22 protein-coding genes are annotated in these 26,044 nt (G+C 55.3%); 11 read left to right on the forward strand and 11 right to left on the reverse strand.

What is annotated here, in order from left to right; all coding sequences use genetic code 11:
• Positions 1 to 7 precede the first annotated feature (7 nt).
• On the reverse strand, positions 8 to 1,177 hold the full coding sequence (locus BUB06_RS08920) for an MFS transporter (protein WP_039472436.1): 1,170 nt from the start codon (positions 1,175 to 1,177) through the stop codon (positions 8 to 10).
• Between the two features lie 342 nt (positions 1,178 to 1,519).
• On the opposite strand from BUB06_RS08920, the gene menF reads away from it, so the two are divergent.
• The 6 genes from menF to menE all read left to right on the forward strand — a co-directional run bounded on the left by menF (position 1,520) and on the right by menE (position 8,828).
• Positions 1,520 to 2,842 carry an isochorismate synthase MenF gene (menF, locus tag BUB06_RS08925; RefSeq protein WP_039472438.1) on the forward strand — a complete coding sequence of 441 codons (1,323 nt, stop codon included), beginning with the start codon at positions 1,520 to 1,522 and terminating at the stop codon, positions 2,840 to 2,842.
• Positions 2,843 to 3,087: 245 nt separating this feature from the next.
• Positions 3,088 to 4,770, forward strand: a complete 1,683-nt coding sequence (menD, locus tag BUB06_RS08930) for a 2-succinyl-5-enolpyruvyl-6-hydroxy-3-cyclohexene-1-carboxylic-acid synthase (RefSeq protein ID WP_039472441.1) — start codon at positions 3,088 to 3,090, stop codon at positions 4,768 to 4,770.
• Entirely contained in the window at positions 4,758 to 5,573 is an 816-nt protein-coding gene (menH, locus tag BUB06_RS08935) for a 2-succinyl-6-hydroxy-2,4-cyclohexadiene-1-carboxylate synthase (RefSeq protein ID WP_048329183.1), read from the forward strand. The genes menD and menH overlap by 13 nt, the downstream gene beginning before the upstream one ends.
• Positions 5,574 to 5,578: 5 nt before the next feature.
• A complete protein-coding gene (menB, locus tag BUB06_RS08940; RefSeq protein ID WP_010301311.1) occupies positions 5,579 to 6,436 on the forward strand; it encodes a 1,4-dihydroxy-2-naphthoyl-CoA synthase in 858 nt (285 codons plus the stop codon).
• Positions 6,436 to 7,407 (forward strand): o-succinylbenzoate synthase, encoded by a 972-nt coding sequence (gene menC, locus BUB06_RS08945; protein WP_039472443.1) that lies wholly within the window; start codon positions 6,436 to 6,438, stop codon positions 7,405 to 7,407. Before menB ends, menC begins: the two co-directional genes overlap by 1 nt.
• Positions 7,395 to 8,828 carry an o-succinylbenzoate--CoA ligase gene (gene menE, locus BUB06_RS08950; RefSeq protein WP_039472445.1) on the forward strand — a complete coding sequence of 478 codons (1,434 nt, stop codon included), beginning with the start codon at positions 7,395 to 7,397 and terminating at the stop codon, positions 8,826 to 8,828. Before menC ends, menE begins: the two co-directional genes overlap by 13 nt.
• A 1-nt stretch (position 8,829) precedes the next feature.
• On the opposite strand, the gene BUB06_RS08955 is transcribed toward menE, so the two are convergent.
• Positions 8,830 to 9,042 (reverse strand): catalase, encoded by a 213-nt coding sequence (locus BUB06_RS08955; RefSeq protein ID WP_236689858.1) that lies wholly within the window; start codon positions 9,040 to 9,042, stop codon positions 8,830 to 8,832.
• Between the two features lie 249 nt (positions 9,043 to 9,291).
• Between BUB06_RS08955 and BUB06_RS08960 the strand changes: the two genes are divergently transcribed.
• On the forward strand, positions 9,292 to 9,831 hold the full coding sequence (locus tag BUB06_RS08960) for a YfaZ family outer membrane protein (RefSeq protein WP_039472451.1): 540 nt from the start codon (positions 9,292 to 9,294) through the stop codon (positions 9,829 to 9,831).
• Between the two features lie 157 nt (positions 9,832 to 9,988).
• On the opposite strand, the gene tyrP is transcribed toward BUB06_RS08960, so the two are convergent.
• Positions 9,989 to 11,197 (reverse strand): tyrosine transporter TyrP, encoded by a 1,209-nt coding sequence (gene tyrP / locus BUB06_RS08965; protein ID WP_039472453.1) that lies wholly within the window; start codon positions 11,195 to 11,197, stop codon positions 9,989 to 9,991.
• Between the two features lie 220 nt (positions 11,198 to 11,417).
• On the opposite strand from tyrP, the gene BUB06_RS08970 reads away from it, so the two are divergent.
• Positions 11,418 to 12,611, forward strand: a complete 1,194-nt coding sequence (locus BUB06_RS08970) for a nicotinamide mononucleotide deamidase-related protein YfaY (protein WP_039472454.1) — start codon at positions 11,418 to 11,420, stop codon at positions 12,609 to 12,611.
• 433 nt (positions 12,612 to 13,044) lie between these two features.
• Here the strand turns inward: BUB06_RS08970 and BUB06_RS08975 are convergent, their stop codons facing one another.
• The 3 genes from BUB06_RS08975 to tesA all read right to left on the reverse strand — a co-directional run bounded on the left by BUB06_RS08975 (position 13,045) and on the right by tesA (position 15,498).
• Positions 13,045 to 13,905: a co-chaperone YbbN gene (locus BUB06_RS08975; RefSeq protein WP_010307439.1), complete on the reverse strand. Its 861-nt coding sequence runs from the start codon at positions 13,903 to 13,905 to the stop codon at positions 13,045 to 13,047.
• Between the two features lie 110 nt (positions 13,906 to 14,015).
• A complete protein-coding gene (locus BUB06_RS08980; RefSeq protein WP_039472456.1) occupies positions 14,016 to 14,786 on the reverse strand; it encodes an SDR family oxidoreductase in 771 nt (256 codons plus the stop codon).
• Between the two features lie 28 nt (positions 14,787 to 14,814).
• A complete protein-coding gene (gene tesA, locus BUB06_RS08985) occupies positions 14,815 to 15,498 on the reverse strand; it encodes a multifunctional acyl-CoA thioesterase I/protease I/lysophospholipase L1 (RefSeq protein WP_072013005.1) in 684 nt (227 codons plus the stop codon).
• Here tesA and ybbA point away from each other — a divergent pair.
• The gene (gene ybbA / locus BUB06_RS08990; RefSeq protein WP_010307452.1) at positions 15,421 to 16,152 is read left to right on the forward strand and encodes a putative ABC transporter ATP-binding protein YbbA; all 732 of its coding nucleotides are present in this window, start codon (positions 15,421 to 15,423) and stop codon (positions 16,150 to 16,152) included. The genes tesA and ybbA overlap by 78 nt on opposite strands.
• Positions 16,149 to 18,578 carry a putative ABC transporter permease subunit YbbP gene (gene ybbP, locus BUB06_RS08995; protein WP_039472459.1) on the forward strand — a complete coding sequence of 810 codons (2,430 nt, stop codon included), beginning with the start codon at positions 16,149 to 16,151 and terminating at the stop codon, positions 18,576 to 18,578. Before ybbA ends, ybbP begins: the two co-directional genes overlap by 4 nt.
• Before the next feature lie 471 nt (positions 18,579 to 19,049).
• On the opposite strand, the gene speG is transcribed toward ybbP, so the two are convergent.
• The 5 genes from speG to purM all read right to left on the reverse strand — a co-directional run bounded on the left by speG (position 19,050) and on the right by purM (position 24,989).
• Positions 19,050 to 19,625 carry a spermidine N1-acetyltransferase gene (gene speG / locus BUB06_RS09000; RefSeq protein ID WP_039472461.1) on the reverse strand — a complete coding sequence of 192 codons (576 nt, stop codon included), beginning with the start codon at positions 19,623 to 19,625 and terminating at the stop codon, positions 19,050 to 19,052.
• Positions 19,626 to 19,793: 168 nt separating this feature from the next.
• Positions 19,794 to 21,935 carry a TonB-dependent siderophore receptor gene (locus BUB06_RS09005; RefSeq protein ID WP_138255852.1) on the reverse strand — a complete coding sequence of 714 codons (2,142 nt, stop codon included), beginning with the start codon at positions 21,933 to 21,935 and terminating at the stop codon, positions 19,794 to 19,796.
• A complete protein-coding gene (locus BUB06_RS09010) occupies positions 21,928 to 23,034 on the reverse strand; it encodes an ABC transporter substrate-binding protein (RefSeq protein ID WP_039472639.1) in 1,107 nt (368 codons plus the stop codon). The genes BUB06_RS09005 and BUB06_RS09010 overlap by 8 nt, the downstream gene beginning before the upstream one ends.
• A 279-nt stretch (positions 23,035 to 23,313) precedes the next feature.
• Positions 23,314 to 23,952, reverse strand: coding sequence for a phosphoribosylglycinamide formyltransferase (gene purN, locus BUB06_RS09015; protein WP_010307471.1), 639 nt, complete (start codon positions 23,950 to 23,952; stop codon positions 23,314 to 23,316).
• Complete coding sequence (gene purM / locus BUB06_RS09020; RefSeq protein WP_010286490.1) at positions 23,952 to 24,989, reverse strand: phosphoribosylformylglycinamidine cyclo-ligase; 1,038 nt, start codon at positions 24,987 to 24,989, stop codon at positions 23,952 to 23,954. The genes purN and purM overlap by 1 nt, the downstream gene beginning before the upstream one ends.
• 337 nt (positions 24,990 to 25,326) lie before the next feature.
• On the opposite strand from purM, the gene upp reads away from it, so the two are divergent.
• Complete coding sequence (gene upp, locus BUB06_RS09025) at positions 25,327 to 25,953, forward strand: uracil phosphoribosyltransferase (protein WP_010307474.1); 627 nt, start codon at positions 25,327 to 25,329, stop codon at positions 25,951 to 25,953.
• Positions 25,954 to 26,044: the final 91 nt, after the last annotated feature.

A 26,044-nucleotide genomic window follows, 5' to 3' on the forward strand; every position in this document is an offset into this window, starting at 1 on the left:
CTCCTGATTAGCGGATAACGGCACGCGCGCTGGCGCTAACGCCCAGCAATAGCAGTGCGACAAACCCGAATGCGGTAGCCAAATTGCTGAACTGTGCAATAAAGCCGAGAATGGTCGGGCCGAGCAGAATACCTGCATAGCCTACGGTAGTAATGGAGGCGATGGCTAGATTCGGCGGCATGATCTTTTGATTCCCTGCTGCGCTGAAAAGGATCGGTACCACATTCGAGGCGCCGATACCCACCATCACAAAGCCAAGAATGGCGGTGATCGCATTATCAATGCTGATCGTTAACAGCAGACCGAGAGCGGCACAGAGGCTGCCACCGGTCAGAATTGCGTAACGGCCGAGTGCGTTAACGATGCGATCGCCGTTCAGCCTGCCCAGCGTCATCGCGACGGAAAATGCCGCATAGCCCATGCCCGCCTGCGCGCCGCTCAGGTTGCGCTCAACGGTTAAAAAGAGGGCGCTCCAGTCTAGTATGGAGCCTTCGGCTAAGAACATGATGAAGCACAGTGAGCCAATGAACATCACCCAGCCGCGCGGGATGACAAACAGCGGGCTGTCGTCATCTTGATTTGTGGTGCGCAGCAGGTGTTTATGCGCCGTTGCCATAAATATCAGCATGAGTGCGACAATCGCCAGAATCGCCATCAGCGGGGACAGGCCAAGCCACAGCAGGGCGCTGACGCCGCCTGCGCCGACAATCCCCCCGATGCTAAAGAAGCCATGAAAACCAGACATCATCGCCCGGCCGCTCGCCCGTTCTACGATAACGGCCTGAATATTCATCGCGACATCAATCATCCCCATAGACGCGCCGAAAAAGAGCAGCGTTATCGCCATTAGAGGCAGCGTTTCAGCCTGCGTCAGCGCGGGCAACACCAGACAAAGCAGCGCGCTTGCCAGCAAAATAACGCTGCGGCACCCCAGTTTACTGGTGAGAAAACCGGTCAGCGGCATGGCTAGGAGCGAACCAATACCGAGAGAAAGCAGCAACATCCCCAGAGAGGCATCACTGATAGCCAACCGCGTTTTGACAAAGGGCACCAGCGGTGCCCAGGAAGCCATAGCAAAGCCCGCAACAAAGAAAACGATGCGCGTGGCTGCCTGTGCTTTCTTGCCTGGCAGATTCTGATTAATGCATAACGGGTTGGAATTCAGTGTTGTACTCATCCTGATGAGGCTATCCGGTCGACGTAACAAAAGCCTATTTTTACCATAGTTAGCGGTCTGAATGGAAAGAATCCTGGTGTACGGTTTTGGCGCGGGGGAAGAAGGGAGAGGCGGGGCAGTGGCGCGGGCAAAAAAATGCCGATTAGATAATCGGCAAAAGAATCGGTCAATTGAAGCAATAATGATGATGGGAGAGGATTTTAGAGCGATGCGCGCGACCCGTTTTGCCGTTTGGTGCGATTTCAGTCAGTGTTCACCGTTATGGTCTTGCGTAACCTCTCACCCACGGCGTGTTTTTTTCCCGTATAATCCCCTACTTTGTGTTAGGTCTCCGGGGTAACGGTGAAACAACTTTCCGACTTGCTGCGGCATCTGCAGCAGGATTTGCGCGAGCCACAGCCTGAACGCGCAGGTTTCAGACAAATAACGCGTTCGTTGACCCTCAGCGACGCGTCTGAGCTATTGCCGTGGCTGGCGACTCAGCCTGTGTACCCCCAGTTCTATTGGCAGCATCGTCAGGATCGTGAAGAGGCCGCCGTGTGCGGCAACGTGTGCGGGTTTCGCCACATTCAGGATGCCGAGGCGTTTCTTGCTCAGCAGCAGTGCGATCCCACTGTGCGCATCTGGGGGCTGAACGCGTTTAATCAAACGAAAGAGGACGCTGTTTCTTCACCCGGCTACCTGTTTTTGCCCCGTGCGGAACTGCGGCGTCAGGATGATACGCTCAGCCTGAGTATTAATTTGTTCAGTGATACATCATTGCAACAGGATGCCGTTGAAGCCTCGGCGTTTATTAATCTGCTTCTGCCACCTGCGTCGCAGCCTCTTTTGCATGCGGAAGTTCAGTCCGTCGGGCATCAGCCGGAGCGTCAGGGATGGATCGATTTGCTCCAGCGGGCGCTGCATGACATCAATACTGGGTTGATGGAAAAGGTGGTTCTGGCGCGGGCGACCACGTTAACGCTGACGCAGCCGCTACAGGCCACCACCTTTATGGCTGCCAGCCGAGCGGCGAATCACCACTGTTTCCATTTCATGTTGGCGCACGATGCGCGTCATGCGTTTCTCGGCTCCAGCCCGGAGCGGCTTTATCGTCGGCGGGGTAGCGAACTGGAAACCGAGGCGCTGGCGGGGACGGTGGCAAGCGATCGCGATGCGCACAAAGCTGCTGAGCTGGCCGACTGGCTGATGAATGACACCAAAAATCAGTGCGAGAACATGTTGGTGGTGGATGATATTTGCCAGCGGCTACAGCAGTCCGCGCTGTCGCTGGATGTCATGCCGCCGGAAATTGTGCGCCTGCGTAAAGTACAGCATCTGCGCCGCACCATTCACGCCACGCTGCGCACCGCATCCGATAGCGCATGCCTGAATGCGTTACAGCCCACGGCAGCCGTCGCAGGCCTGCCGAGGCAAGAGGCTCGCTGTTTTATTGCCGAACATGAACCGTTTGAACGCGGCTGGTACGCGGGTTCCGCAGGTTACCTTTCGCGTCAGCAGTCTGAATTCAGCGTGGCGCTACGTTCGGCCGAAGTGCGGGATCATGTTTTAACGCTTTATGCCGGTGCCGGAATTGTGGCGGGTTCTGATCCAGAACAAGAATGGCAGGAGTTAGAAAACAAAGCAGCAGGGCTAAGATCCCTGTTAGACGGTGATATGTCATAGTTTTGTTTTATGGTTGTTGTGCGAGGTACTGGTTTATATCAAAGTCAGCGTGATAAAAAAAAATATAATAAGGCTGATCTCGATGTTTGCTGAAGGGCAACCAGACCGCCAACAGTTTGATCATTAGTATTTGCTTAATACCCTAAATCATTCGAGTTGCGTGACAAAACGTTAGCGTTTTGAACAGCGCTATGCGGCTTGAAGTATAACGGATATAACCTGCAACCTGAGTTGTTGAGTACAACATGTCAACAAGTGTATTTAATCGCCGCTGGGCTACATTACTGCTGGAATCGCTGACCCGCCACGGTGTCCGGCATGTCTGCATCGCGCCTGGCTCTCGCTCCACCCCGTTGACGCTGTCTGCGGCGGATAATCGCGCACTCATTTGCCACACGCATTTTGACGAGCGGGGGCTCGGGCATCTGGCGCTGGGGCTGGCAAAAGCCTCGCGTGAACCGGTTGCGATTATCGTGACGTCAGGCACTGCTGCCGCGAATCTTTATCCCGCCATCATTGAAGCGGGGTTGACTGGCGAACGTCTGGTGGTTCTGACGGCCGACCGCCCGCCGGAGCTGATTGACTGCGGTGCGAATCAGGCGATTCGTCAACATGCACTGTATGCTTCACACCCCACGCTGGCGCTGGATTTGCCGCGCCCTACGCCCGACATTCCGGCTAGCTGGCTAGTTTCCTCTGTGGATAGCGCCATGGCGCGGCTGACGCACGGCGCGCTGCACATTAACTGTCCCTTTGCCGAACCGCTTTACGGTGCCGATGACGGCACGGCGTACCAGGACTGGCTGATGACGCTGGGCGACTGGTGGAATAGCCGTGAGCCCTGGCTGCGCGAAATGCGCCAGAGTTCGCTGGCGGTACAGCCGGACTGGTTGCAGTGGCGACAAAAGCGGGGCGTCGTCCTCGCTGGGCGCGTGAGTCCTGAACAAGGGGCGCAACTCGCTGCGTGGGCGAACGAACTGGGCTGGCCGCTGATTGGTGACGTCCTGTCGCAGAGCGGGCAGCCGTTACCCTGTGCGGATATTTGGCTGGCGCATCCTGATGCAGCGGATCGCTTACGGCAGGCAGAAATTGTCTTGCAGTTCGGCGGCAGCCTGACCGGTAAGCGCCTGTTGCAATGGCAGGAACAGTGCCAGCCGCAAGAATTCTGGTTAATCGATGACCTACCGGGACGGCTGGATCCGGCTCATCACCGCGGACGCCGTCTGGTGGCGGACGTGGGTGAATGGCTGTCTGCGCATCCTGCACATAAGCAAGCTCCGTGGGCGGATTTGCTGGCGGATATTGCCGACAGAACGCAGCGGCAGGTTGACGCACATCTGGCTTCCCGCTTTGGTGAGGCACAGCTGGCGCAGCGCATACCGGCGCTGTTGCCACCGGACGGGCAGCTGTTTGTCGGCAACAGTCTCGTTGTGCGCCTGATCGACGCGCTGGCGCAGCTCCCGCAAGGGTATCCGGTGTACGGTAATCGTGGTGCCAGCGGCATTGATGGCCTGATTTCCACGCTGGCCGGTGTACAGCGTGCCACGTCAAAAGCCACGCTGGGCATCGTCGGCGATCTTTCCGCGTTATACGATTTGAATGCGCTGGCGCTCCTGCGTCAGTCTCCCGCACCGCTGGTGTTGATCGTGGTGAACAATAACGGTGGCCAGATATTTTCCCTGCTGCCGACGCCGGTTGCACAGCGTGAAGCGTTTTATTGCATGCCGCAAAATGTGGAATTCGGGCACGCGGCCGCGATGTTTGGCCTGAATTACGTACGTGCCGAGAGCTGGGAACAGCTGGCGGGTACGGTGGCGGATTGCTGGACTCAGGGCGGCGTCACGCTACTGGAAGTGGTGGTTGAACCGAAAGACGGCGCGGAAACGCTCAATGAACTGGTCGCTCAGGTGGCGACGTGGGCGCATTAGAGTTTCAGGGGATAGATTTTCAAGGGCTAGGCTGCCGGAAAGTGACGCACGGCGCGGTGGCTCCGAGGCAGCCGTGGCTGGTGTGTCTGCATGGTTTATTAGGCAGTGGTGAGGATTGGCAGTCCATCCTCCCGTTCTGCCGTGACTGGCCCGTGCTGCTGGTGGATTTACCCGGACACGGCGCATCGCGAACGATTTCCACAACAGATTTTGCCGATGTCAGCCGCCAGTTAAGCAAGACGCTGTTGGATCAAGGCATTGAGAATTACTGGCTGCTAGGCTATTCGCTCGGTGGGCGTATCGCAATGTATCACGCCTGCAACGGACAGCATGACGGCATGCTGGGGCTGCTGGTCGAAGGCGGACATCCCGGCTTGGTAACGCCGGATCTGCGTACGGAACGCATCCACCATGATGCACGCTGGGCGCAGCGCTTTCGTCAGGAACCGCTGCCAGCGGTCTTGCAGGACTGGTATCAGCAGGCGGTCTTTGCCGATGTTGATTCTACTCAGCGTGAACAGCTGATTGCGCGGCGCAGCGCCAATCACGGTGCGTCCGTTGCGGCGATGCTGGAAGCCACCTCGCTGGGGCGGCAGCCTTTTTTGGTGGAACGCCTCCAGCACCTGTCGATACCTTTTGTTTACTTATGCGGTGCCAGCGACGTGAAGTTTCAAACGCTGGCGGCGCAATACGGCCTGCCGTTACTGAGCGTGGCTCAGGCGGGCCACAATGCCCATCAGGCGAATCCAACGGCCTATGCCGAGCGGGTTCGCTCTTTTCTTTTGCATCACGTTAAGGATTGATAACTATGCTTTATCCGAGTGAAGACCTGCTTTACGCACCGATTGAATGGCACGATTGCAGCGGCGACTTCGCCGATATCCTCTACCATAAATCCATCGATGGCATTGCCAAAATCACCATTAACCGTCCTCAGGTACGCAATGCGTTCCGTCCGCAAACGGTAAAAGAGATGATTCAGGCGCTTGATAATGCGCGTCATGACGACGGTATCGGGACGATTATCCTGACCGGTGCTGGCGATAAAGCATTCTGCTCCGGCGGCGATCAGAAAGTTCGTGGCGACTACGGCGGTTATCAGGATGACAGCGGCGTGCATCATCTGAACGTGCTGGATTTCCAGCGTCAGATCCGTACCTGTCCGAAGCCGGTTGTCGCGATGGTCGCAGGCTATTCCATCGGTGGTGGACATGTTCTACACATGATGTGTGACCTGACCATTGCGGCAGAAAACGCCATCTTCGGTCAAACGGGTCCGCGCGTCGGCTCCTTTGACGGCGGCTGGGGCGCTTCTTACATGGCACGCATCGTGGGTCAGAAGAAAGCGCGTGAAATCTGGTTCCTGTGCCGCCAGTACGACGCTGCGCAAGCGTTGGATATGGGGCTGGTGAACACGGTAGTGCCGTTGGCGGATCTGGAAAAAGAAACCGTGCGCTGGTGCCGTGAAATGCTGCAAAACAGCCCAATGGCGCTGCGCTGCCTGAAAGCGGCGCTGAACGCAGACTGCGACGGTCAGGCTGGCCTGCAGGAGCTGGCGGGTAACGCCACCATGCTGTTCTACATGACAGACGAAGGGCAGGAAGGCCGCAACGCGTTCAATGAAAAACGTCAGCCTGACTTCAGCAAATTCAAACGGAATCCGTAATGCGTCAAGTCACTCTCTATCGTTACAGCGTGCCGATGGAAGCCGGAGTGGTGCTGCGCAATCAGCGTCTGAAAACCCGCGATGGGCTTATCGTTCGCCTGCAAGACGGCGAGCGGTTGGGCTGGGGTGAGATTGCGCCGTTGCCAGAATTCAGCGTGGAAACGTTGAAAGAGGCGGAATCAGCCACGCTTGAACAGCTGCAATCGTGGGCAGCAGGACAGGCATTTTCTGACGATCTTCCGCCGTCGGTTGCCTTTGGTTTGAGCTGTGCGCAGGCCGAGCTGGATCGGCATCTGCCGCAGGCAGCGGACTATCGCAAAGCGCCATTGTGCAGCGGCGATCCTGACGAGCTGTTTGAGATGCTACAGGCGATGCCGGGCGAGAAAGTGGCAAAGATCAAAGTCGGCCTGTACGAAGCGGTGCGTGATGGCATGATCGTTAACGTGCTGCTGGAAGCCTTGCCGGATCTGAAACTCCGTCTGGATGCCAACCGCAGTTGGACGCGAGCCAAAGCCGATGGCTTCGCTCGTTATGTCGCGCCGTCATTGCGTTCGCGCATTGCCTTCCTCGAAGAACCTTGCAAAACCCGTGAAGAATCTCGCGAGTTTGCGCGAGAAACGGGCATCAACATTGCCTGGGATGAAAGCGTGCGCGAGGCGGATTTTCGGGTAGAAGCCGAGCCGGGCGTGAGTGCGATTGTGATCAAACCTATGCTGGTCGGCAGCCTCGCACGCTGCCAACAGCTGGTGCAGGAAACGCATCAGGCTGGATTAACGGCGGTGATCAGCTCCAGCATCGAATCCAGTCTGGGCTTAACGCAGCTGGCACGTCTGGCGCACTGGCTGACACCGGATACGGTTCCAGGGCTGGACACGTTGGATCTGATGCAGGCGCAGGTGGTTCAACGCTGGCCGGATAGCGCGTTGCCGCTGTTGGCTGCTGAGCAACTGGACGTGGTATGGCAATCCTGACCGACTGGCCGTGGCGATACTGGGCTAGCCAGATGCCCCAGTCTGTGGCATTGATTGAAGATGAAACCCGCTGGAGCTGGCAGTCGCTTGCCCAGTGGGTGGATCAGCTGGCAGAGCATTTCACCCAGCAGGGCGTTATGGCCGACAGTACAGTCGCGCTACGCGGGAAAAATAGCGTCCAGATGCTGTTCAGTTATCTGGCGTTGTTACAGTGTGGTGTGCGCGTACTGCCGCTGAATCCACAGTTACCTGATGCATTAACCGAGGCGCTACTGCCTGCGCTGAATGTAGCGCATGGCCTGTGCCTGAATGATAAATCGTGGTCGAAGGCTGTACGTACGCTTTCTTTGCCGTCTGATTCTTTACCCCTGTGTGATGCCGAGGAAAGCCGCCGTATCGATAGACTACGCTGGCAGGCCGATCGGCTGGCGACGCTGACGCTGACATCCGGCTCCAGCGGGATGCCGAAGGCGGCGGTGCATTCATTTGCTGCCCATCTCTCCAGCGCGGAAGGCGTGGTGCAGATGATGGCATTTTCCTCCAGCGATAGCTGGCTGTTGTCACTTCCGCTCTTTCACGTTTCTGGGCAGGGCATCGTCTGGCGCTGGCTTGCGACTGGGGCAACGATTGTTGTCCGTGCGCATCAGCCTCTGGATAGTGCGCTGCGCGATTGCACCCATGCTTCTCTGGTGCCGACGCAGCTGTGGCGACTGCTGTCAGAGGGGACATTCCCCACGGCATTAAAGGCCGTATTGCTCGGTGGTGCGATGATCCCGCAGGCGCTGACGCAACAGGCGGAAGCGCGAGGCGTCAGTTGCTGGTGTGGCTATGGTCTGACGGAACTGGCGTCCACGGTCTGCGCGAAACGTGCTGATGGATGTTCGGGCGTCGGCATGCCACTGCACGGGCGAGAGATCCGGCTGGTGGAGGATGAAATCCTGCTGCGTGGCAGCACGCTGGCCGCCGGTTATTGGCGTGACGGAAAACTGATTCCACTCGTCGATGATGATGGCTGGTTCCACACGCGAGATCGCGGGTTATTTACCGAAGGCGAATGGCACATTCTGGGGCGTCTGGATAATCAATTCTTCAGCGGTGGGGAAGGGATTCAGCCCGAGAATATCGAAGCCGTGCTGTTGGCACATCCCGATGTTCAACAGGCCTGCATTGTGCCTGTTGACGATGCGGAGTTCGGCCACCGTCCTGTTGCGGTATTGGAGGTGGCACAAACCACGACGCTTGATGCGATACGCGATTGGCTACAGCCGCAGCTTGCCGGATTTCAGCGTCCGGTCGCGTATTATGCGCTGCCCGTTGAACTGAAAAATGGTGGGATTAAGCTATCTCGCCAGCAGGTGAAAAGCTGGGTCAATGCAACGCACCATTCACCCAACACAACAGGTCGCGCAGCGCGGCGGTAGGCTAGTTGTCCGGTGCGCTGGTGCCGGGTTTCGTCACCTTTCGTGGATGACTGGTCTGGTTACTGGCGCTGGTTTCACGATCAAACAGCGCCAGCTTTTCCAGAAACCATATGTCCTGAAATCGCATTGGGCTGTGCCTGTCGGAACTCACCGTATGAGGGGGATCGATCGTCGTTGCGCGCTTTTCTGTGGCTAATTTCCCTTCTCTCATCATCGTTTCCTTCTGCCTGTTTTATCGTCATCCATGATGATTACTATTGTTCACTTTGTCTTTTTTGAGCAAATAGGCGGCGCTTATTGCTGCTATTGTCAGCAGCGCTGAAGGCAAACTTTCATGATTATTAAAAGAATAAATCGCTGCTCAGGGCAATTTCATGCTGGAGTGAGGGGGCGTTTCGGGTAGAATCGGCAACGATAACACCTTTACACGCGCGTTTAACGACGGTTTTTAAGGATATTGAAAATGAAAAAGTTTGTGATTGCCTGTGCGGGAAGCTTGTTACTTGCAAGTGCCTCTGTACATGCCATTAGCCTTTCCGGGGAAGCAGGTCGCGATTACGCTGGTGCCAGTGCGGGCTTCGGTCTGGGCATTCCTGGGCTTGCGGGCAATGTGAGCTATGCCCACGGCGACAACAACAATGATGTATACGGCTTCGGCTTGGGATACACCATTCCTGTTGGTCCACTCAAGCTGACTTTGGGTGGCAAAGCGCTGTACCTGAATCAGGATCACGGCAATGATGGCTATGGCGTCGCACTGGGAGGTGGCGTGCAGTGGCCGCTGAGCCGTCAGTTCTCGCTGTATGGTGAAGGTTACTATTCACCGGATTCCTTCTCCAGCCATGTTGATCACTATGTTGAAGGGAAAGCAGGCGTACGCTGGCAGGTGTTTGCACCGTTGAGCGTTGATGTCGGCTACCGCTACATCAATATGGCACGTGAAAACGGCCCGGATAACAGACTGGCGGATTCTGCCTATGTCGGCGTTGGCCTGAACTTCTGATAGCTATCTGAAGTTAAAAGAAAAAAGAGCGTGAATGTTGAGTTCACGCTCTTTTTTTATGACGGACATCCTTGTCCGTCCCCCTTCGGGCCGTCGCAAGCGACGTTGAAAAACGCTCCCAGCGTTTTTTTATGTCTTGGATTAACCAATGAGAAGGTTAACTGATTGACGGCAGCCAGCCTGCCACCATCGCCAGTTGGATCAGGATGATTGCGATGCCGCTGGTGAAGACCAGTGCCAAGACCGGTGCGCCACCGCGCGTCGCGCGTATTTCAGGACGTTGTTTGCGCACCTGCCAGCTCAGCAAGACTGGAATAAGCAGTGCCAGCACGGCCAGCGCAATTGCCGCATAGCCAAGTGCCATCACGAATCCTTGTGGATAAAAGAGGGCAAACACCAGCGGGGGAATAAAGGTCAGCAAGCCCGTTTGCGCGCGCCCGATGATGCTATTTTTACGTTTAAACAGATCGGCTAAATAATCGAATAATCCAAGCGCCACTCCGAGGAAAGAGGTCGCCAGCGCCAGATCGGCAAACAGGTGGACGGCTAGTTCAACGTGTGGTGAGGCAACCAGCGTGCGAATAGCCTGCATCAACCCATTCAATCCCGCCTGATCGGCCAAAATAGCGTTGAATGTTGAAGAACTGAGGCTACCCAAAATCACGAGCTGCCAGAAGATATAGGCAATCAGCGGTATCACGCTACCGATAAGGAATATCCGGCGTAACTTACGGCTGTCGCCACCCATGTAGTGCACGATGCTGGGGATACTGCCGTGAAAACCAAATGAGGTCAGAATGACCGGTAATGCCGAGAGCGTCAGACCCTGTTGCAGCGGCAGCGTTAGAAGGTTGACGCGCTGAATATGGGGAACCATGACGGCCAACATGATGACGAGCATCAGCACTTTGCCGCTAAACAGGATGCGGTTAAACAAATCGACTGAGGATGTTCCGATACAGACGACGCCGCCAGCAACCAGCGTGAAGAGCAGAATGCCTGCGGACAGCGGAAGTGAGTAGCCACTCCACTGGCTGATACTGCTGGCGAGTAGTTCGCCTGCTCCGCTGATATAGGCCGCGGTGAGCGCATACATCAGAAATAACATACTAAAGCCGGTAATCCACTGTCCCCAGCGACCGAGGTAGATTTTTGCCAGCGTGCCCAGCCCAGTGTGCGACGGCTGATGCTGATAGACTTCAACCAGCAACAGGGCGCTGTAACACATCAGTGCCCACAGACCGATCAATATCATCAATGTAGTACCAAACCCAACACTCGCAGTTGCCAGCGGCATCGCCAACATTCCTGCTCCAATGGTGGTGCCAGCAACGATAAAAATGCTGCCAAGAGTACGATTTTTCACCTATTCCTCTATATATAGCGTGGCTATCCAGATATTTTTGGCAGCAGGGTAGAGTATTCAGTGATTTCTGTCAAAACGCCGTTACGAGGGGTGTAATTTTATATTTACACTGGAGTGAGGGCGTCGGAGGCGGTGCGTTATCGGGCAGGCAGAAAGAAACATTGTGTTTGTTCATGCGACTTTTTAAAGTGGTTTCAGGATCGTCACGAGGAATAAAAAAATGCTTAGGGTCGAGATGTTATGTACCGGCGATGAAGTGCTGCATGGTCAGATTATTGATACCAATGCGGCCTGGCTGGCGGATTATCTGTTTCAGCAGGGATTACCGATGACCAGCCGAATGACGGTGGGGGACGATCTCGATGCGCTGGTGACTGCGATAACGCAGCGTAGCCAGATAGCCGATATCCTGATTGTGAACGGCGGCCTGGGGCCGACCAGCGACGATCTCAGCGCATTGGCGGCGGCCACCGCCGCAGGAGAAGGGCTGGTTGAGCACGCGGAATGGCTGGCGCGTATGGAGGCTTTCTTTGCCGAGCGTGGCAGAGTGATGGCACCGAGCAACCGTAAACAGGCGCAAATCCCCGCAAGCGCGGAAATGGTGGATAACCCGGTGGGCACCGCCTGTGGTTTCGCGCTGCAATTGAACAAGTGCCTGATGTTTTTTACACCGGGCGTGCCGTCTGAGTTTAAGGTCATGGTCGATCAGCAAATTATGCCGCGCCTGCGCGAGCGTTTTGCTGTCGCCGATGCCCCACTGTGCCTACGCCTGACCACCTTTGGCCGCTCCGAGAGCGATCTGGCAAGCCAGTTGGACGGCATGGCGTTACCGCCGGGCGTGGTGCTGGGCTACCGCTCTTCTATGCCGATTATCGAGCTGAAGCTGACTGGCCCTGCTGCCCAGCAGGAAAATATGGAGCAACTGTGGGAAACGGTGCGCACCGTGGCAGGGGAAAATACCATCTTCGAAGGAACCGAGGGATTACCTGCACAGCTGGCACGACGTCTTGCCGAGCGTGATATGACGCTGGCAGTGAGTGAACACTTCACGGCAGGATTGCTCAACTGGCAGCTCCAGTCGGCGAACGTTCCGCTGGTGGGTGGAGAACTGCTGGCAAACGTTGAGGATGTCAGCCTGTCTGGGCTAGCGGATTATGCTCACCATCTGGCGGAGCGTCAGGGGGCGTCATTAGCGCTGGTTGTCGGGAACCGAAACGATGCGGAGCTGTCATTAGCGCTGCATACGCCGGAAGGATCTTTTGCCCAAACGATACAGTTCAACGTACAGCGCTACAGCCTGAAAACCCATCAGGAAGTCGTTGCGATGCTGGCGATGAACATGCTGCGCCGCTGGCTAAATGGCTGGTCCGTCTATGGTGGCCATGGTTGGATAACGGTGTTGAAGACGTTGTAGTCGGCGGGGGGATCTAAGACTGCCTCTGAGTCGTATTTTTATGTCACTGTTGAGGCTGTTTCGTGCGCGATGATACCGTCATTTTCATGCTACTTCATAGCACGCGCCCGACACGGGGCGTCTCAAGCGCCGCTCGCCCCGTGACCCCAGGCTTTTTGGCGTGAATTATGCCGCTACGCGGTGCCTTCGGCGATCGTTCCCGCTTGTCGAGCCGCCAGTGACGCGTTCCCGACGCGGCACTGGCTTTCGCGGCGTCCATGCCGCTCACTCGGCGGTAACGCTCACCTCAGCGCAATTTTTACGCCGGGTTAGCACGCCCGCAACTATCACAGCAATTCAGCATAAAATGATAAGACGATAAAAAAGCAACGCTAATGCTTGCCTGAAAATAAAAAGGCCAGAATCAACGTTCTGGCTTTTTTCACAAGATAAATCAATATAATAACGAATAGAGCTGGCGGCGGTAGCGGGCGGCGAGGGCGTCGCTGGTGCCGAGGGCGGCCATGATGTCCATCAGCGTTTTACGTGCGCTGCCGTTAGCAACGGCCAGATCTTTCTTCAGGAAGCCCATCAGCAGTTCAAGCGCTTCTTCGTTACGGCCGACCTGATGCAGTTGCAGAGCCAGCTGTACCGCGAGATCCGCATTTTGCGGATCGGCGTCCAATTGCTGCTGTAGATGCTGAATTTCTGGCGTGTCTGCCGCCTGTTTCAGCAATTCAATCTGAGCCACGAGGCTATGGTAGCGCGTGTCTCGATCTTGCAAAGGAATTGTGGCCAACACGGCTTCAGCATCTTCACTGCGTTTAATTTGAATCTGCACTTCCGCCAGCATCAGACCGATGTCACTGCGCTGCTGGCTGAGTTGCCAGGCGTCTTTCAGCAGTTGCATTGCTTCCGGCAGTTTGTCTTCCTGAATCAGCTGCTGTGCCTGTGCCACTTTCAGCTCTTCTTCTTTCGGCAGCGCGCGTTTCAGCAATTCACGAATCGCTTCTTCCGGCTGTGGCCCCTGAAAACCATCCAGCGGCTGCCCGTCTTTAAACAGATAAACGGTTGGGATTGATCGCAGGCCAAATTGAGCGGCGACGCGCTGCTCGGCATCACAGTCAACCTTCGCCAGAACGAACTGTCCTGCGTATTCCTGCGCCAGCTTGTCCAGCACCGGTTCCAGCTCCAGGCAGTGCTGGCTACGCCCCGACCAGAAGTAAAACAGGACTGGCAGTGTCGTGGAGTGTTCCAACACCTGATGCAGGTTGGATTCATTGACGTCAACGATAGTCGCTTGTTGTTCTAACATGAGTAGTCTCTCTTACTTCTTGAATTCATTTGACTCTTAGATGGGGCCTGTCGGAGTCACTTACAAGCCTTGTGCAGAGGTGAGTGCGCAATCCGTCACCTTCTGCGACCTTATCCTCGTAATACCTTATCCAGAAGACACCCCGGTAGCAAACGACGCAGCCAGGTTAAGGCGTGAGCTACCAGCGTCACGGGATAGCGTAATTTTGGCCGTGAACTTTCCAGCGCATGGTGGAGCTTCGGCAAGATCGCTTCTGGCGGCAGCGTGAAGCGTTTAGCGATGCCGGGGTTGGTGACCGGTTTGTCCGTCTGCGTCTGTGCCACGTTATTGGTAAAGCGCGTACTGATCGGGCCGGGCTCGATCAGGCTGACGTGCAAGCCGCTGCCGTGGAGCTCCATACGCAACGCATCTGACCAGGCTTCCAGCGCATATTTGCTGGCGGCATACGCCCCGCGACCCGGTGTAGACACTAGCCCCAGTACGGAACTGGTCTGGATGATGCGGCCTTCACCATGTGGCAGCATCGCGGGCAATAGCAGTTGGGTGAGCTGGTGCGTGCCGAACAGGTTGCTGGAAAACTGCTGTTCAAGCTGCTGGCGCGAAATGGTATTCAACGGGCCATACAGGCCATATCCGGCGTTATTAAACAAACCGTACAGTCGATTATCGGCCAGTCTGATCACCTCCGCCGCAGCCTGTTCCACGCTGGTGCTGTCATCCAGATCGAGCGTAATTGCCTCCAGACCCAGTTCAGTCAGACGAGCGACATCCTCTGCGCGGCGGCAGGACGCAATCACGCGATAGCCGCGTTTTTGCAGATCCTGAGCGGCAATCAGGCCAATGCCGCTGGAGCAACCCGTAATGAAGACCGTTTTTTGCATAACTTTACCTAATTCAAAAGCCTATTTATTAAGACTCATGGTTAACTAAGGGTTCCAGCTGCTTCGCCATCCAGTCTGCGATAAACGGTTGGGCATCCCGGGTTGGATGGATGCCATCTTCCATCATCCACTCCGGTTTAAGATACACCTGCTCCATAAAGAAAGGCAGCAGAGGAAGCGCAAACTGCTCCGCGAGTTTGGGGTAGATATTGCTGAATGACTCGGTGTAGCGGCGGCCATAGTTGGTCGGCAAACGAACCTGCATGAGCAACGGTTGGGCATTATCCTGTTTGACCAGCGTGATGATTTTCGCCAGATCCTGCTCTATGTTGGCTGCTGGAAATCCCCGAAGACCGTCATTGCCGCCCAGTTCAATCAACACCCAACGCGGCTGATGCTGTTTCAGCAGGGCAGGAAGACGCGCTAGCGCTTGTGCGGTGGTGTCTCCACTAATGCTGGCGTTAACCACCGCGACGCCTTTTTTCTGCGTCTGCCACTGCGTGTTCAATAGCGTTGGCCACGCGTTAGCGATCGGCATTTGATAGCCCGCACTGAGGCTATCGCCCAGAATTAATAATGTGTCAGCGGCGAAAGCGCGTACGCTGCATAATCCCAGAAGCAAAAGGACGAAAACATGTTTGCGAAGACCAGCCCAGCGAGTGCTACGCCAAGCAAAACTGCGCACGTAGAAAACATTCTTGAAGTTCATCATCTTAGTAAGCACGTTGGTCAGGGAGAAAATCGGCTTTCCATCCTTACCGGAGTTGAGCTCATTGTCAAACCTGCGCAGACAATTGCCCTGATTGGTGAATCCGGTTCGGGGAAATCGACGTTACTGGGGATTCTGGCTGGTCTGGATGATGGCACCGAAGGTGACGTTAGCCTGATGGGCAAATCGCTGAGCGCACTGGATGAAGAAGGCCGTGCGGCGCTGCGTGCCCAGCATGTCGGTTTCGTCTTCCAGTCTTTCATGTTGGTGCCGACGCTGAATGCGCTGGAGAACGTGCAATTACCTGCGTTGCTGCGTGGCGAAAGCGACAGCCACAGTCGTGGACAGGCCGAGCAGCTTTTACAGCAGCTCGGGTTGGGTGAGCGCTTACATCATCTTCCCGCTCAGCTTTCCGGCGGTGAACAGCAGCGTGTGGCGCTGGCTCGCGCGTTCAGCGGTCGTCCTAACGTCTTGTTTGCCGATGAACCTACTGGGAATCTGGATCGTAAAACCGGTGAGCGCATTGTTGATCTGCTGTTTTCCCTCAATCGCGATTATGCCACCACGCTGATTCTGGTGACGCACGATGAGCAACTGGCGGCCCGCTGCGAGCGACGCCTGCGGTTAGTCGACGGCAAGCTGCGGGAGGACGCATGATCTGGCGATGGTTCTGGCGCGAATGGCGCTCTCCTTCCTTATTGATTGTCTGGCTGGCGTTAACGCTGGCCGTGGCCTGTGTGCTGGCGCTGGGTACGATTAGCGACCGGATGGAAAAAGGACTCAGCCAGCAGAGCCGTGATTTTCTGGCGGGCGACCGCGTGCTGCGTGCGTCGCGGCCCGTCACGGAAGACTGGCTTTTGGACGCGCAGCAGCGCGGACTGACGCTCAGCCGACAAATTTCCTTTATGACCATGACGTTCGCGGGCGATACGCCGCAGCTGGCGCAGGTTAAAGCGACCGACCAGCGCTATCCGCTGTACGGCAATTTGCAGACGCGCCCTGAAGGGCTGCATGCGGAAGCGGGAACGGTGCTGGTGGCCCCGCGCCTGCTGGCGTTGCTTGGGCTGAAAGTCGGTGACATGCTGGATGTCGGCGATACCTCACTGCGTATCAGCGGCGAACTGATTCAGGAACCAGATTCCGGCTTTAATCCGTTTGAGACCGCGCCGCGTATTTTGATGAATCTGGATGATGTCGAGAAAACGGGGGCGATTCAGCCGGGGGGCCGTATTACCTGGCGCTACATGTTTTCTGGCAATGAGAAGCAAATTAGCGAATTTAGCAACTTCATCAAGCCACAGCTCAAGCCCGATCAGCGCTGGTATGGCATGGAAGATTCTGAAGGTGCGCTGAGCCAGTCGTTAAAGCGGTCGCAGCAGTTCTTGTTGCTGTCGGCGCTGCTGACGCTGCTGTTGTCTATTGCTGCGGTCGCGGTGGCGATGGGGCACTACTGCCGCAGTCGCTATGATTTGGTCGCCATTCTGAAAACGCTGGGAGCAGGCAAACAAGCGCTGAGGCGGTTAATTATCGGGCAGTGGCTTTCCGTGCTAGGTCTGGCGGCGGTTTGCGGTAGCGTGCTCGGCCTTGGGTTTGAGGCGCTGCTGATGAAAATGCTGGCTCCGGTGCTGCCCGCCGCATTGCCTGCATCCGGGCTGTGGCCGTGGGTATGGGCGCTGGGATCGCTGGTGCTGATCTCGCTGCTGGTTGGGCTGCGTCCGTATCGACTGCTGCTGGCGACACAGCCGCTGCGCGTGTTACGACAGGATGTGGTGGCGAACGTGTGGCCGCTACGCTATTACCTGCCGATTGTCCTGATTATTGTCGTCGGGCTGCTGGCGGTGTTGTCCGGTGGCGGCGTGCTGCTGTGGTCGCTGCTCGGCGGCGTGGCGGTATTGTCGCTACTGCTGGGTGTTATTGGCTGGGGCGGTCTGCTGCTGTTACGGCGTCTGACGGTTAAACGTCTAGCGCTGCGTCTGGCCATTAATCGCCTGCTGCGTCAGCCGTGGTCGACGCTCAGCCAACTGGCGGCGTTTTCGTTGTCCTTCATGCTATTAGCGCTGCTGCTGGTGATGCGCGGTGATTTACTGGAACGCTGGCAGCAACAGTTACCGCCGGGCAGCCCGAACTATTTCCTGCTGAATATCACAGCGGAACAGGTGCCGCAGATGAGGGAGTTCCTTTCTCAGCATGACGTGACGCCAGAGCAGTTCTTCCCGATTATTCGTGCGCGCCTGACGGAGATTAATCAGCAGGTTGCTACGGAAGTGATCCACGAAGACGATCCGGGCGGCAACACGGTGAACCGTGAGCTGAATCTGACCTGGATGAACGGAATTCCACAGCACAACGTATTGGTGGAGGGCGAAGCGCCGAAGACGGGCGAAGTCTCGATGGAAGCGAAAGAAGCCAAAGAGATGGGCATCAAGATTGGCGATACGCTGACCTTCACCGGCGATACACAGCCGTTTAGTGCGACGGTAACGAGCTTCCGTCAGGTGGATTGGGAAAGCCTGCGTCCGAATTTCTTCTTTATTTTCCCCGTGGGGGCGCTGGATAACCAGCCACAGTCTTGGCTGACGAGCTTCCGCTACGATGGCGATGAGAAGATGATTACGCAACTGAACCGCCAGTTCCCGACGGTGAGCGTGCTGGATATCGGCAGTATTCTGCGTCAGGTTGGGCAGGTTTTACAGCAGGTAAGTCGCGCGCTGGAGATTATGGTCATACTGGTGCTGTTCTGCGGCGTGCTGTTATTACTGGCACAGATTCAGGTCGGGATGCGTCAGCGACGGCAGGAGTTGATGGTATACCGCACGCTAGGAGCCGGGTTGCGCCTGCTGCGCACCACGCTGTGGTGTGAATTCGCGGTGCTGGGATTGGTGGCGGGAACCGCCGCGGCGATTGGCGCAGAATCGGCCCTGTGGCTGTTGCAGCGTAAGGTCTTTAACTTTGCCTGGGAACCGAATATCGGGATGTGGATAGCACTTCCGTTAATCGCGGCGTTCCTCCTGTCGCTCTGCGGCGGCTGGCTGGGACTACGGCTCTTGCGCGGTAAAGCGCTATTCCGGCAATTCGCGGGGTAAAATTTATATACGGTGCGTTAATCTCTTATACAGAAACGCTATGACACGATGGTTTTTAGCATCATCCGGCGTAAAAAATTATGCAGCGGTGGGCATGAATGCCGAGTGAGCGACAGGACGTCGCGAAAGCCCGTGCCGCGTCGGACAAAACGTCAAAGACGTTTTGAACAGCACTTGTTGCTGGCCCGCAGGGCGAACCCCATTTATGGGGTGAGTAAACGCGTCACTGGCAGCTCGATCAGCGGTCATGAACACCGATGGCACCGCGTAGCGGCATAATTTAGCTGGAAAGCCTGGGTTCGCAGGGCGGCGGCGCCTGAGCGACCTGCGTCGGGCGCGTGCTACGAGGTAGCATGAAATGACAGTATTATGGCGCACGAAACCGTCTCTGAAGCTACATAACACGAGCCACAGAGACTGTGCGAAAGGGGACGTAAATCGCTTGAGGCCAGCGGTGCTGGCCTTCTTACCTTATTGGCTGATAGAACTTCCCGGTGCTTCGCCGCCGGTTCCCGTCACGGTTTTGTGCTTCGCCATATATTGATGTTGGAAAATGCACATGCGGATCGTGTTGCGGTATTCACCGTTGATGAAAAACTCGTGGATCAGTTCGCCTTCAACCTCAAACCCCAGCTTGCTGTAGATATGGATCGCTTTCTTGTTTTCCTTATCCACAATCAAATACAGCTTGTAGAGATTTAATACCGAGAAGCCGTAATCCATCGCCAGCTTGGCCGCCGCGCTGGCGTAGCCTTTGCCTTGATAGGCGGGATCGATGATGATCTGAAATTCCGCGCGACGGTGGATATGGTTAATTTCCACCAGCTCAACCAGACCTACCTTAGTTTGCTCATGTTCAATGATGAAGCGGCGCTCGCTTTGGTCATGAATATGCTTGTCGTACAGATCGCTGAGTTCGACAAAGGCCTCGTAAGGCTCTTCAAACCAATAACGCATCACGCTGGCATTGTTATCCAACTGATGAACAAAAGTGAGATCGTCTCGCTCCAGCGGTCGTAGCCGAACGGAATTGCTCGTACCGGACATAGTGAATCCTTAATTGATTAGATAAACGTGAAACGGCATTGCCGGCGTCACGCTGGCATGGATATGCCAACGCTAGTATAGCGGCGGGGAGGCGGGTGCTGAACTCCCAATGTGGAATGGCAAGTAGCAAAATGCCCCGTATCAGTGAGACACGGGGGCTAAAACGCATTAGAAATCGACGCTGGCGCGCAGCACCACCTGACGCGGCTCGCCGATGGCGACACGCAGGTTGTTACCGCTGGATGGATAATAGGTTTGATCGAACAGGTTTTTCACGTTGAGCTGCCATTTCACCTTGTAGCCGTTGAGCGGCAGGCTATAGGCGACAAACGCATCGGCAACGGTGTAGTCATCGAGATAAAAGGTATTTGCTGCATCGCCCGCGCGACGGCTGACGTAGCGTGCACCTGCTCCGGCGCGGAGATCGTCACCGGCGGCCAGCCCAATGTTGCCAAAGTCCTGCGTCAGGAACAGCGAAGCAGTATGACGTGCGGCGTTAGGCATACGCTTACCGGTGTTTTCAGGATCGGCTGTGACGCGAGCATCGGTATAGGCATAAGAACCGATTAGGCTTAGTGAATCCGTGAGGCTGCCTGCTAAATCCAGTTCCACACCTTGTGAACGCACTTTGCCCGCAGTGCGGTAAAGATTGTCATCGACCTTAACCATCACGTTTTGCTTCTCAATGTCGAACAAGGCCACGTTACCAGTCATACGATTGGGTAGATCGAGCTTGGCTCCGATTTCGTAAGACTTACCAATTTCCGGCGGAAGGGCGCCGATATTATTGGCAATATTACTGTTGGGCTTAAATGATCCGCTGTAGCTGGCATAGAGTGATGAGTAAGATGTCAGGCTGTAGATAATGCCCGCACGCGGCACGACGCGGTGGTATGAGCTGTCCGTGTTGGTGATGAACGGACGCCCTTTACCTGCCATGACATCAAACGTGTCATAACGCAGACCGCCCAGTAATTGCCAGCGATCGTTAAGGCGAATGGCATCCTGCATAAAGACGGCTTTACTGTCGATATTCTCTCGTTGATCGCTGTCTTTGGCATTGACGGCGGTAGAGGCAGGCAGTTGACCATATACCGGGTTGTAAATGTTGAACCCTGAAGTCGCTGTACCGCGAATCATATCGCCACGGAAGGTTCTATCCGCTTCATAATCAAATCCAAACAACAGTTGGTGATTAATGTGGCCCCAGTCAACATCACCGTTCAGTGTGAGCTGGACAATTTGAGCCTGACTATGTGCATAGCCAGTAGCGTCTGGCTGACGCGTCAGGATTCCTGTGTTGGCATTATATTTCGTCGCCCGCGCCTGATTGTCGCTGTAGCGGTTGCGGTTATACGAATAGGTCAGGCTGCTTTTCCAGCGGTCATTCAGGTTGCGATCAACCTGCATGGTGACGCTGTCCTGATCGCCGCGTGTCGCATTGTAGCTTTCATCAAAGCGGCGGTCGCGCGGCGTATTCACCGGTTTGCCCGTTTTCGGATCGATAATCGTACCGCGATCGAAAGGCGTCAGATATTCCATATGTTCGTAGGAGACGCGCACGGTGGTGTCTTCGCCGTACCACATTAATGACGGCGCAATTGTCGTCTGGCGGTTACGCCCGAAGTTGCGCCAGTAGTCGGTTTCATCGTGATCGACCACCATGCGATAAGCCAGACCGGATGTCCCTAACGGACCGGTGACATCTAACTGCCCGCCGCCGCCTTTGAAGCTGCTTCCCCAGCCTTCAATGTGCGTTTTCTGTACCAGTTCGGGCTTCTTGCTGATGATATTGATGACGCCGCCGGGTTCACCCATACCGTAGAGCATAGAGGCTGGGCCTTTCAGTACTTCGACGCGGTCGCTGCTAGGGGTAAAATTGCGCGCCTGTATAGAACGCACGCCGTCACGAAAGATTGAACCGTCGCGGTTATCGCCGAAGCCGCGTTTGATGATGGCATCCTGTGTGCCGCCTAGCGTATTAGATTGGGTGATACCGCTGACGTTATACAACGCTTCATCAATGTTGCGTACCGCACGATCTTCAAGCACCTGCGTGGGGACAACGTTAACTGCCTGTGGGACATCCAGCAGACGGCTTTCAGTGCGGGTGCCGGTCACGGTTTTATGCGGCTGATAGCCAGTCTCTTTTCCTGCCTGAGCACCCGTGGTGGCACTCACCACCATGGTGTCTTCTTTGCCATCAACAGTTTTGTTATCAACAATGGCAGCCTGAATGCTAAACGGCAGTAGCGCCAGCAGCGGCCAGCCGTGACGGAGCGTGGTTTTTTCTATAGCAAACTTATTCATGCGAAATCTGACTCCAATAAATCCCTGAAAATTCAATCGGTAAAAACTGCTGATAGAGCTGTTGTAGTGTTTGTTGTGGATCGATATCGGCAAATCGCTCTGGATAAAGCGCCTTGGCAAACATCTCAACCATCACGACGTGGTACGGGCTGAGATAGAAGTTGTGCCACATGCTCCAGGCACGACCGGTTTGTACGGCTCGCAGGTGAGACAAAATAGGTTCCTGATGAATGAGTGTGTCGAAGCTCTCTTTCGCCTGTGCAGCGCTAACCAGCGGCCCGAGCATCAGACTGGAGAAGCGTTTGCCATCAGGCCCGGCCATACCGGTGGCGATGTAAACATCGGGATTGGCGGCCAGCACGCGCTCCGGGCTCAGTTCTCCGTAGACGCTGTTAATGGTGCCGCTAGCAATATTCTCGCCGCCAGCGAAAGTCAGCAGATCGCCAAGGCTGCCGCCGACTGCTGTAGTACAGCAGGTGTCACGTCTGCCCAGATGCAAATGCAACATAACCGTCGGTTTCTTGCCGTGGTATTGCGCGATGCGTTGGCGAATCACATCCATATGTTGCTGATAGAAATCGCTGAAAGCGGTCGCGCGCTGGGGTTGATTCAGCACCTCACCGAGCAGACGAATGCTGGGCAACGTGTTGTTAAGCAGGTCGATACGCAGATCGACATAAATAAAAGGGATCCCTGCACGGGTCAGCGTTTGTTGCAGGAGATCTTCATTGGTCGCGCTTTTTGCCAGTCGTGGAAGAATGACCAGATCGGGTTTTAACGGCAGCAGCATTTCTGCATTCATCGCTTGCAGACTGCCGTTACCTAACTGTGGGATCTGGTTCAGCTGTGGGAATTTCTCGGTATAACGCGACCAGCTCTGTGCATCGTAGCGTGCCATATCTGCCGGCCAACCGACGACATGCTTTGCCGGATTATCAGGCTGGAGCAACGCCAGCGTATACAGCATGCGGCTCTCGCCCAGAATGATGCGCTGGGGACTGTCTGGGATCTCCACCTGTCGGCCTAAAAGGTCGGTGACGGTTTTTGCCTGCAAGAGCGGGCTGAGAAAAAGCAGGCAAAGCAGTAAGACGGTACGCATGATGGAGTTCACAAAAATTAAGATGGGGAAAGATAATCATTGTCATTTCCGTTTTCAACCGATGAAGAGTGCGTGTAATGTCGGTTGATAAAAATATTCTTTCTTATCTGAGTCTTAGAGATTATTTCGTAAAGATTAGTAAATATTTAAAGCGTAGGAAGGGAGGGGAAAAGTTGATGAGTAATGAATGGGTGTGAAAAGGAAGACGTAATAAAGAGTAAGGCTCCGCAGGGGAGCCTTACTACTATGACGAGTTGATAGATAGATACGACGAACTCACTACTCGGCAGCATAGCCCTGTGGCGGGATGCGAACGCTGTCCAGCCAGGCTTCATTATCACGCATCACCAGTCTGCCGTTCAGGAACCAGTTGATGACCATCGGATAAATCGTGTGCTCGTGCGTCTTCACGCGCTCGCTCAGGCTTTCTTCCGTGTCGTCACTAAATACAGGCACCTTCGCTTGCAGAATCAGTGGGCCGCCATCCAGCTCATCGGTGACGAAATGGACGGACGTCCCATGTTCCCGATCGCCATTTTCCAGCGCCTTGCGGTGCGTGTGTAGGCCGGGATATTTGGGCAGCAGAGAAGGGTGAATGTTCAGCATTTTGCCGGCAAACTGGGCAACAAATTCCGGGCTAAGAATCCGCATGTAGCCAGCTAAGATCACCAGCGCCGGTTCATATTGCTCAATTTCGTTTGCCAGTGCGGCATCAAATGCAGCACGGTCGGCAAAGTCCTCAGGGTTCAGGACGCACGTAGGAATATCCGCATCCTGTGCGCGTTCTAGCCCGTAAGCCTCCGCATTATTACTGAATACGGCGGCGATCTTTCCCTTAAGGCGTCCGTTCTTACAGGCGTCAATTAACGCCTGTAAGTTGCTTCCATGACCTGAAATCAGCACAACGATGTTTTTCATCAGTTAATAACCACTGCGTCTCCGGCATCGGTTTGAGTAATGACGCCGATTTTCCATGCGTTTTCGCCGCTGCTGTTGAGTAATGCAACGGCCTCGTCTGCCTGTTCGGCTGGCAGTGCGATGATCATACCAACACCGCAGTTGAAAGTACGATACATTTCGTGGCGGCTGACATTACCGGCCTGTTGCAGCCAGTTGAACACAGCAGGCCATTGCCAGCTGGATTCGTCGATTGTCGCCTGCATGCCTTCTGGCAGCACGCGTGGGATATTTTCCCAGAAGCCGCCGCCGGTCAGGTGAGAAATCGCGTGGACATCGACTTTCTCAATCAGGGAAAGTATGGACTTCACGTAGATTTTGGTCGGGGCCAGCAGGTGGTCGGCCAGCGATTTGCCTTCCAGCTCGAACTGCTCTGGATCGGTCTTGCTGACTTCAAGCACTTTGCGCACCAGCGAATAGCCGTTTGAGTGTGGGCCGCTAGAAGCGAGGGCAACCAGAACATCGCCGTTCTGAACTTTGCTGCCGTCAATAATTTCTGATTTTTCTACCACACCGACGCAGAAGCCAGCAACGTCGTAGTCTTCGCCGTGATACATACCCGGCATTTCGGCGGTTTCGCCACCGACCAGCGCACAGCCTGATTGCTTACAGCCTTCCGCGATACCGGTAATTACGCTGGCAGCGGTGTCGACATCCAGCTTGCCCGTGGCGTAGTAGTCGAGGAAGAACAGCGGCTCAGCGCCCTGAACGACCAGATCGTTCACGCACATCGCAACCAGATCGATACCAATGGTATCGTGGCGTTTCAGGTCCATCGCCAGGCGCAGTTTGGTGCCGACTCCGTCAGTGCCGGAAACCAGAATCGGTTCGCGGTATTTTTGCGGTAAGGCGCACAAGGCACCGAAACCACCCAATCCACCCATAACTTCCGGGCGACGGGTCTGTTTCACTACACCTTTGATACGGTCTACCAATGCATTACCCGCATCGATATCCACGCCTGCGTCTTTATAGCTGAGAGAGGTTTTGTCGGTCACTGCTGAGTCCCCACGAAGGTTACGGGTCGTATTCAGAAAACACGGTATTTAGAAAACATACTGTGGTAAAAATAATGCGCGCTAATTCTAACAGTGTAGGCAATCGTTTGCGAGTGATGAGTCATCGGCTGGCTATTTTTCGTCAATGGCGACAATTTCTCTCCTCGGTTGATCTGGATCAGGCTTAATCATATGGCGCTAAGTAAAAAAGGCGGTATAATCCCGCGATTTTTTTTACGACGGGCTCTCATGCCCGCCGCCCTGCGGGCCGCCGCAAGCGGTGTTTAAAAACGCGTTTGGCGTTTTTGTCCGTCCACTAGCCGATGGGGAGATAATGATGAAGATCGTCGAGGTGAAACACCCACTCGTCAAACACAAACTGGGTTTGATGCGTGAGAACGATATTAGTACGAAGCGTTTTCGTGAGCTGGCTTCCGAAGTGGGAAGTTTGCTGACTTACGAAGCGACGGCTGACCTGGCAACCGAAAAAGTCACCATTGATGGCTGGTGCGGTCCGGTTGAAGTCGATCAGATCAAAGGCAAGAAAATTACCGTCGTACCGATTCTGCGTGCAGGATTGGGGATGATGGATGGCGTGCTGGAAAATGTGCCTAGCGCGCGTATCAGCGTTGTCGGCATCTACCGTGATGAAGAGACGCTGGAGCCTGTTCCTTATTTCCAGAAGCTGGTTTCCAATATCGAAGAGCGCATGGCGCTGGTTGTTGACCCCATGCTGGCAACCGGTGGCTCAATGATCGCGACGATCGATCTGCTGAAAAAAGCGGGTTGTCACAGCATTAAGGTGCTGGTGTTGGTCGCGGCCCCAGAAGGGATTGCCGCACTGGAAAAAGCCCACCCCGATGTCGAGCTTTACACGGCATCCATCGATAAAGGCCTCAACGAGCAGGGTTACATCATGCCGGGCCTCGGTGATGCGGGCGATAAAATATTTGGTACGAAATAACAGGTAAGCCGACTTGATAGTCGGCTTTTTTTTGGCGCAAACCTAAGTATTTCCTATGGTGCGCCAGAGCCTGTGCTTCGTCACACGCGGT

Origin of the sequence: Pectobacterium carotovorum (assembly GCF_900129615.1) — a bacterium.
GTDB lineage: Bacteria > Pseudomonadota > Gammaproteobacteria > Enterobacterales > Enterobacteriaceae > Pectobacterium > Pectobacterium carotovorum.

Bases quoted from the DNA above. Each gene is read 5' to 3' on its own strand.
- BUB06_RS08920 (WP_039472436.1), bottom strand. From the start codon at position 1,177: ATGAGTACAACACTGAATTCCAACCCGTTATGCATTAATCAGAATCTG.
- menD (WP_039472441.1), top strand. From the start codon at position 3,088: ATGTCAACAAGTGTATTTAATCGCCGCTGGGCTACATTACTGCTGGAA.
- menB (WP_010301311.1), top strand. From the start codon at position 5,579: ATGCTTTATCCGAGTGAAGACCTGCTTTACGCACCGATTGAATGGCAC.
- menC (WP_039472443.1), top strand. From the start codon at position 6,436: ATGCGTCAAGTCACTCTCTATCGTTACAGCGTGCCGATGGAAGCCGGA.
- menE (WP_039472445.1), top strand. From the start codon at position 7,395: ATGGCAATCCTGACCGACTGGCCGTGGCGATACTGGGCTAGCCAGATG.
- BUB06_RS08955 (WP_236689858.1), bottom strand. From the start codon at position 9,042: ATGATGAGAGAAGGGAAATTAGCCACAGAAAAGCGCGCAACGACGATC.
- BUB06_RS08960 (WP_039472451.1), top strand. From the start codon at position 9,292: ATGAAAAAGTTTGTGATTGCCTGTGCGGGAAGCTTGTTACTTGCAAGT.
- BUB06_RS08970 (WP_039472454.1), top strand. From the start codon at position 11,418: ATGCTTAGGGTCGAGATGTTATGTACCGGCGATGAAGTGCTGCATGGT.
- BUB06_RS08975 (WP_010307439.1), bottom strand. From the start codon at position 13,905: ATGTTAGAACAACAAGCGACTATCGTTGACGTCAATGAATCCAACCTG.
- BUB06_RS08980 (WP_039472456.1), bottom strand. From the start codon at position 14,786: ATGCAAAAAACGGTCTTCATTACGGGTTGCTCCAGCGGCATTGGCCTG.
- ybbA (WP_010307452.1), top strand. From the start codon at position 15,421: ATGTTTGCGAAGACCAGCCCAGCGAGTGCTACGCCAAGCAAAACTGCG.
- tesA (WP_072013005.1), bottom strand. From the start codon at position 15,498: ATGATGAACTTCAAGAATGTTTTCTACGTGCGCAGTTTTGCTTGGCGT.
- ybbP (WP_039472459.1), top strand. From the start codon at position 16,149: ATGATCTGGCGATGGTTCTGGCGCGAATGGCGCTCTCCTTCCTTATTG.
- speG (WP_039472461.1), bottom strand. From the start codon at position 19,625: ATGTCCGGTACGAGCAATTCCGTTCGGCTACGACCGCTGGAGCGAGAC.
- BUB06_RS09005 (WP_138255852.1), bottom strand. From the start codon at position 21,935: ATGAATAAGTTTGCTATAGAAAAAACCACGCTCCGTCACGGCTGGCCG.
- BUB06_RS09010 (WP_039472639.1), bottom strand. From the start codon at position 23,034: ATGCGTACCGTCTTACTGCTTTGCCTGCTTTTTCTCAGCCCGCTCTTG.
- purN (WP_010307471.1), bottom strand. From the start codon at position 23,952: ATGAAAAACATCGTTGTGCTGATTTCAGGTCATGGAAGCAACTTACAG.
- upp (WP_010307474.1), top strand. From the start codon at position 25,327: ATGAAGATCGTCGAGGTGAAACACCCACTCGTCAAACACAAACTGGGT.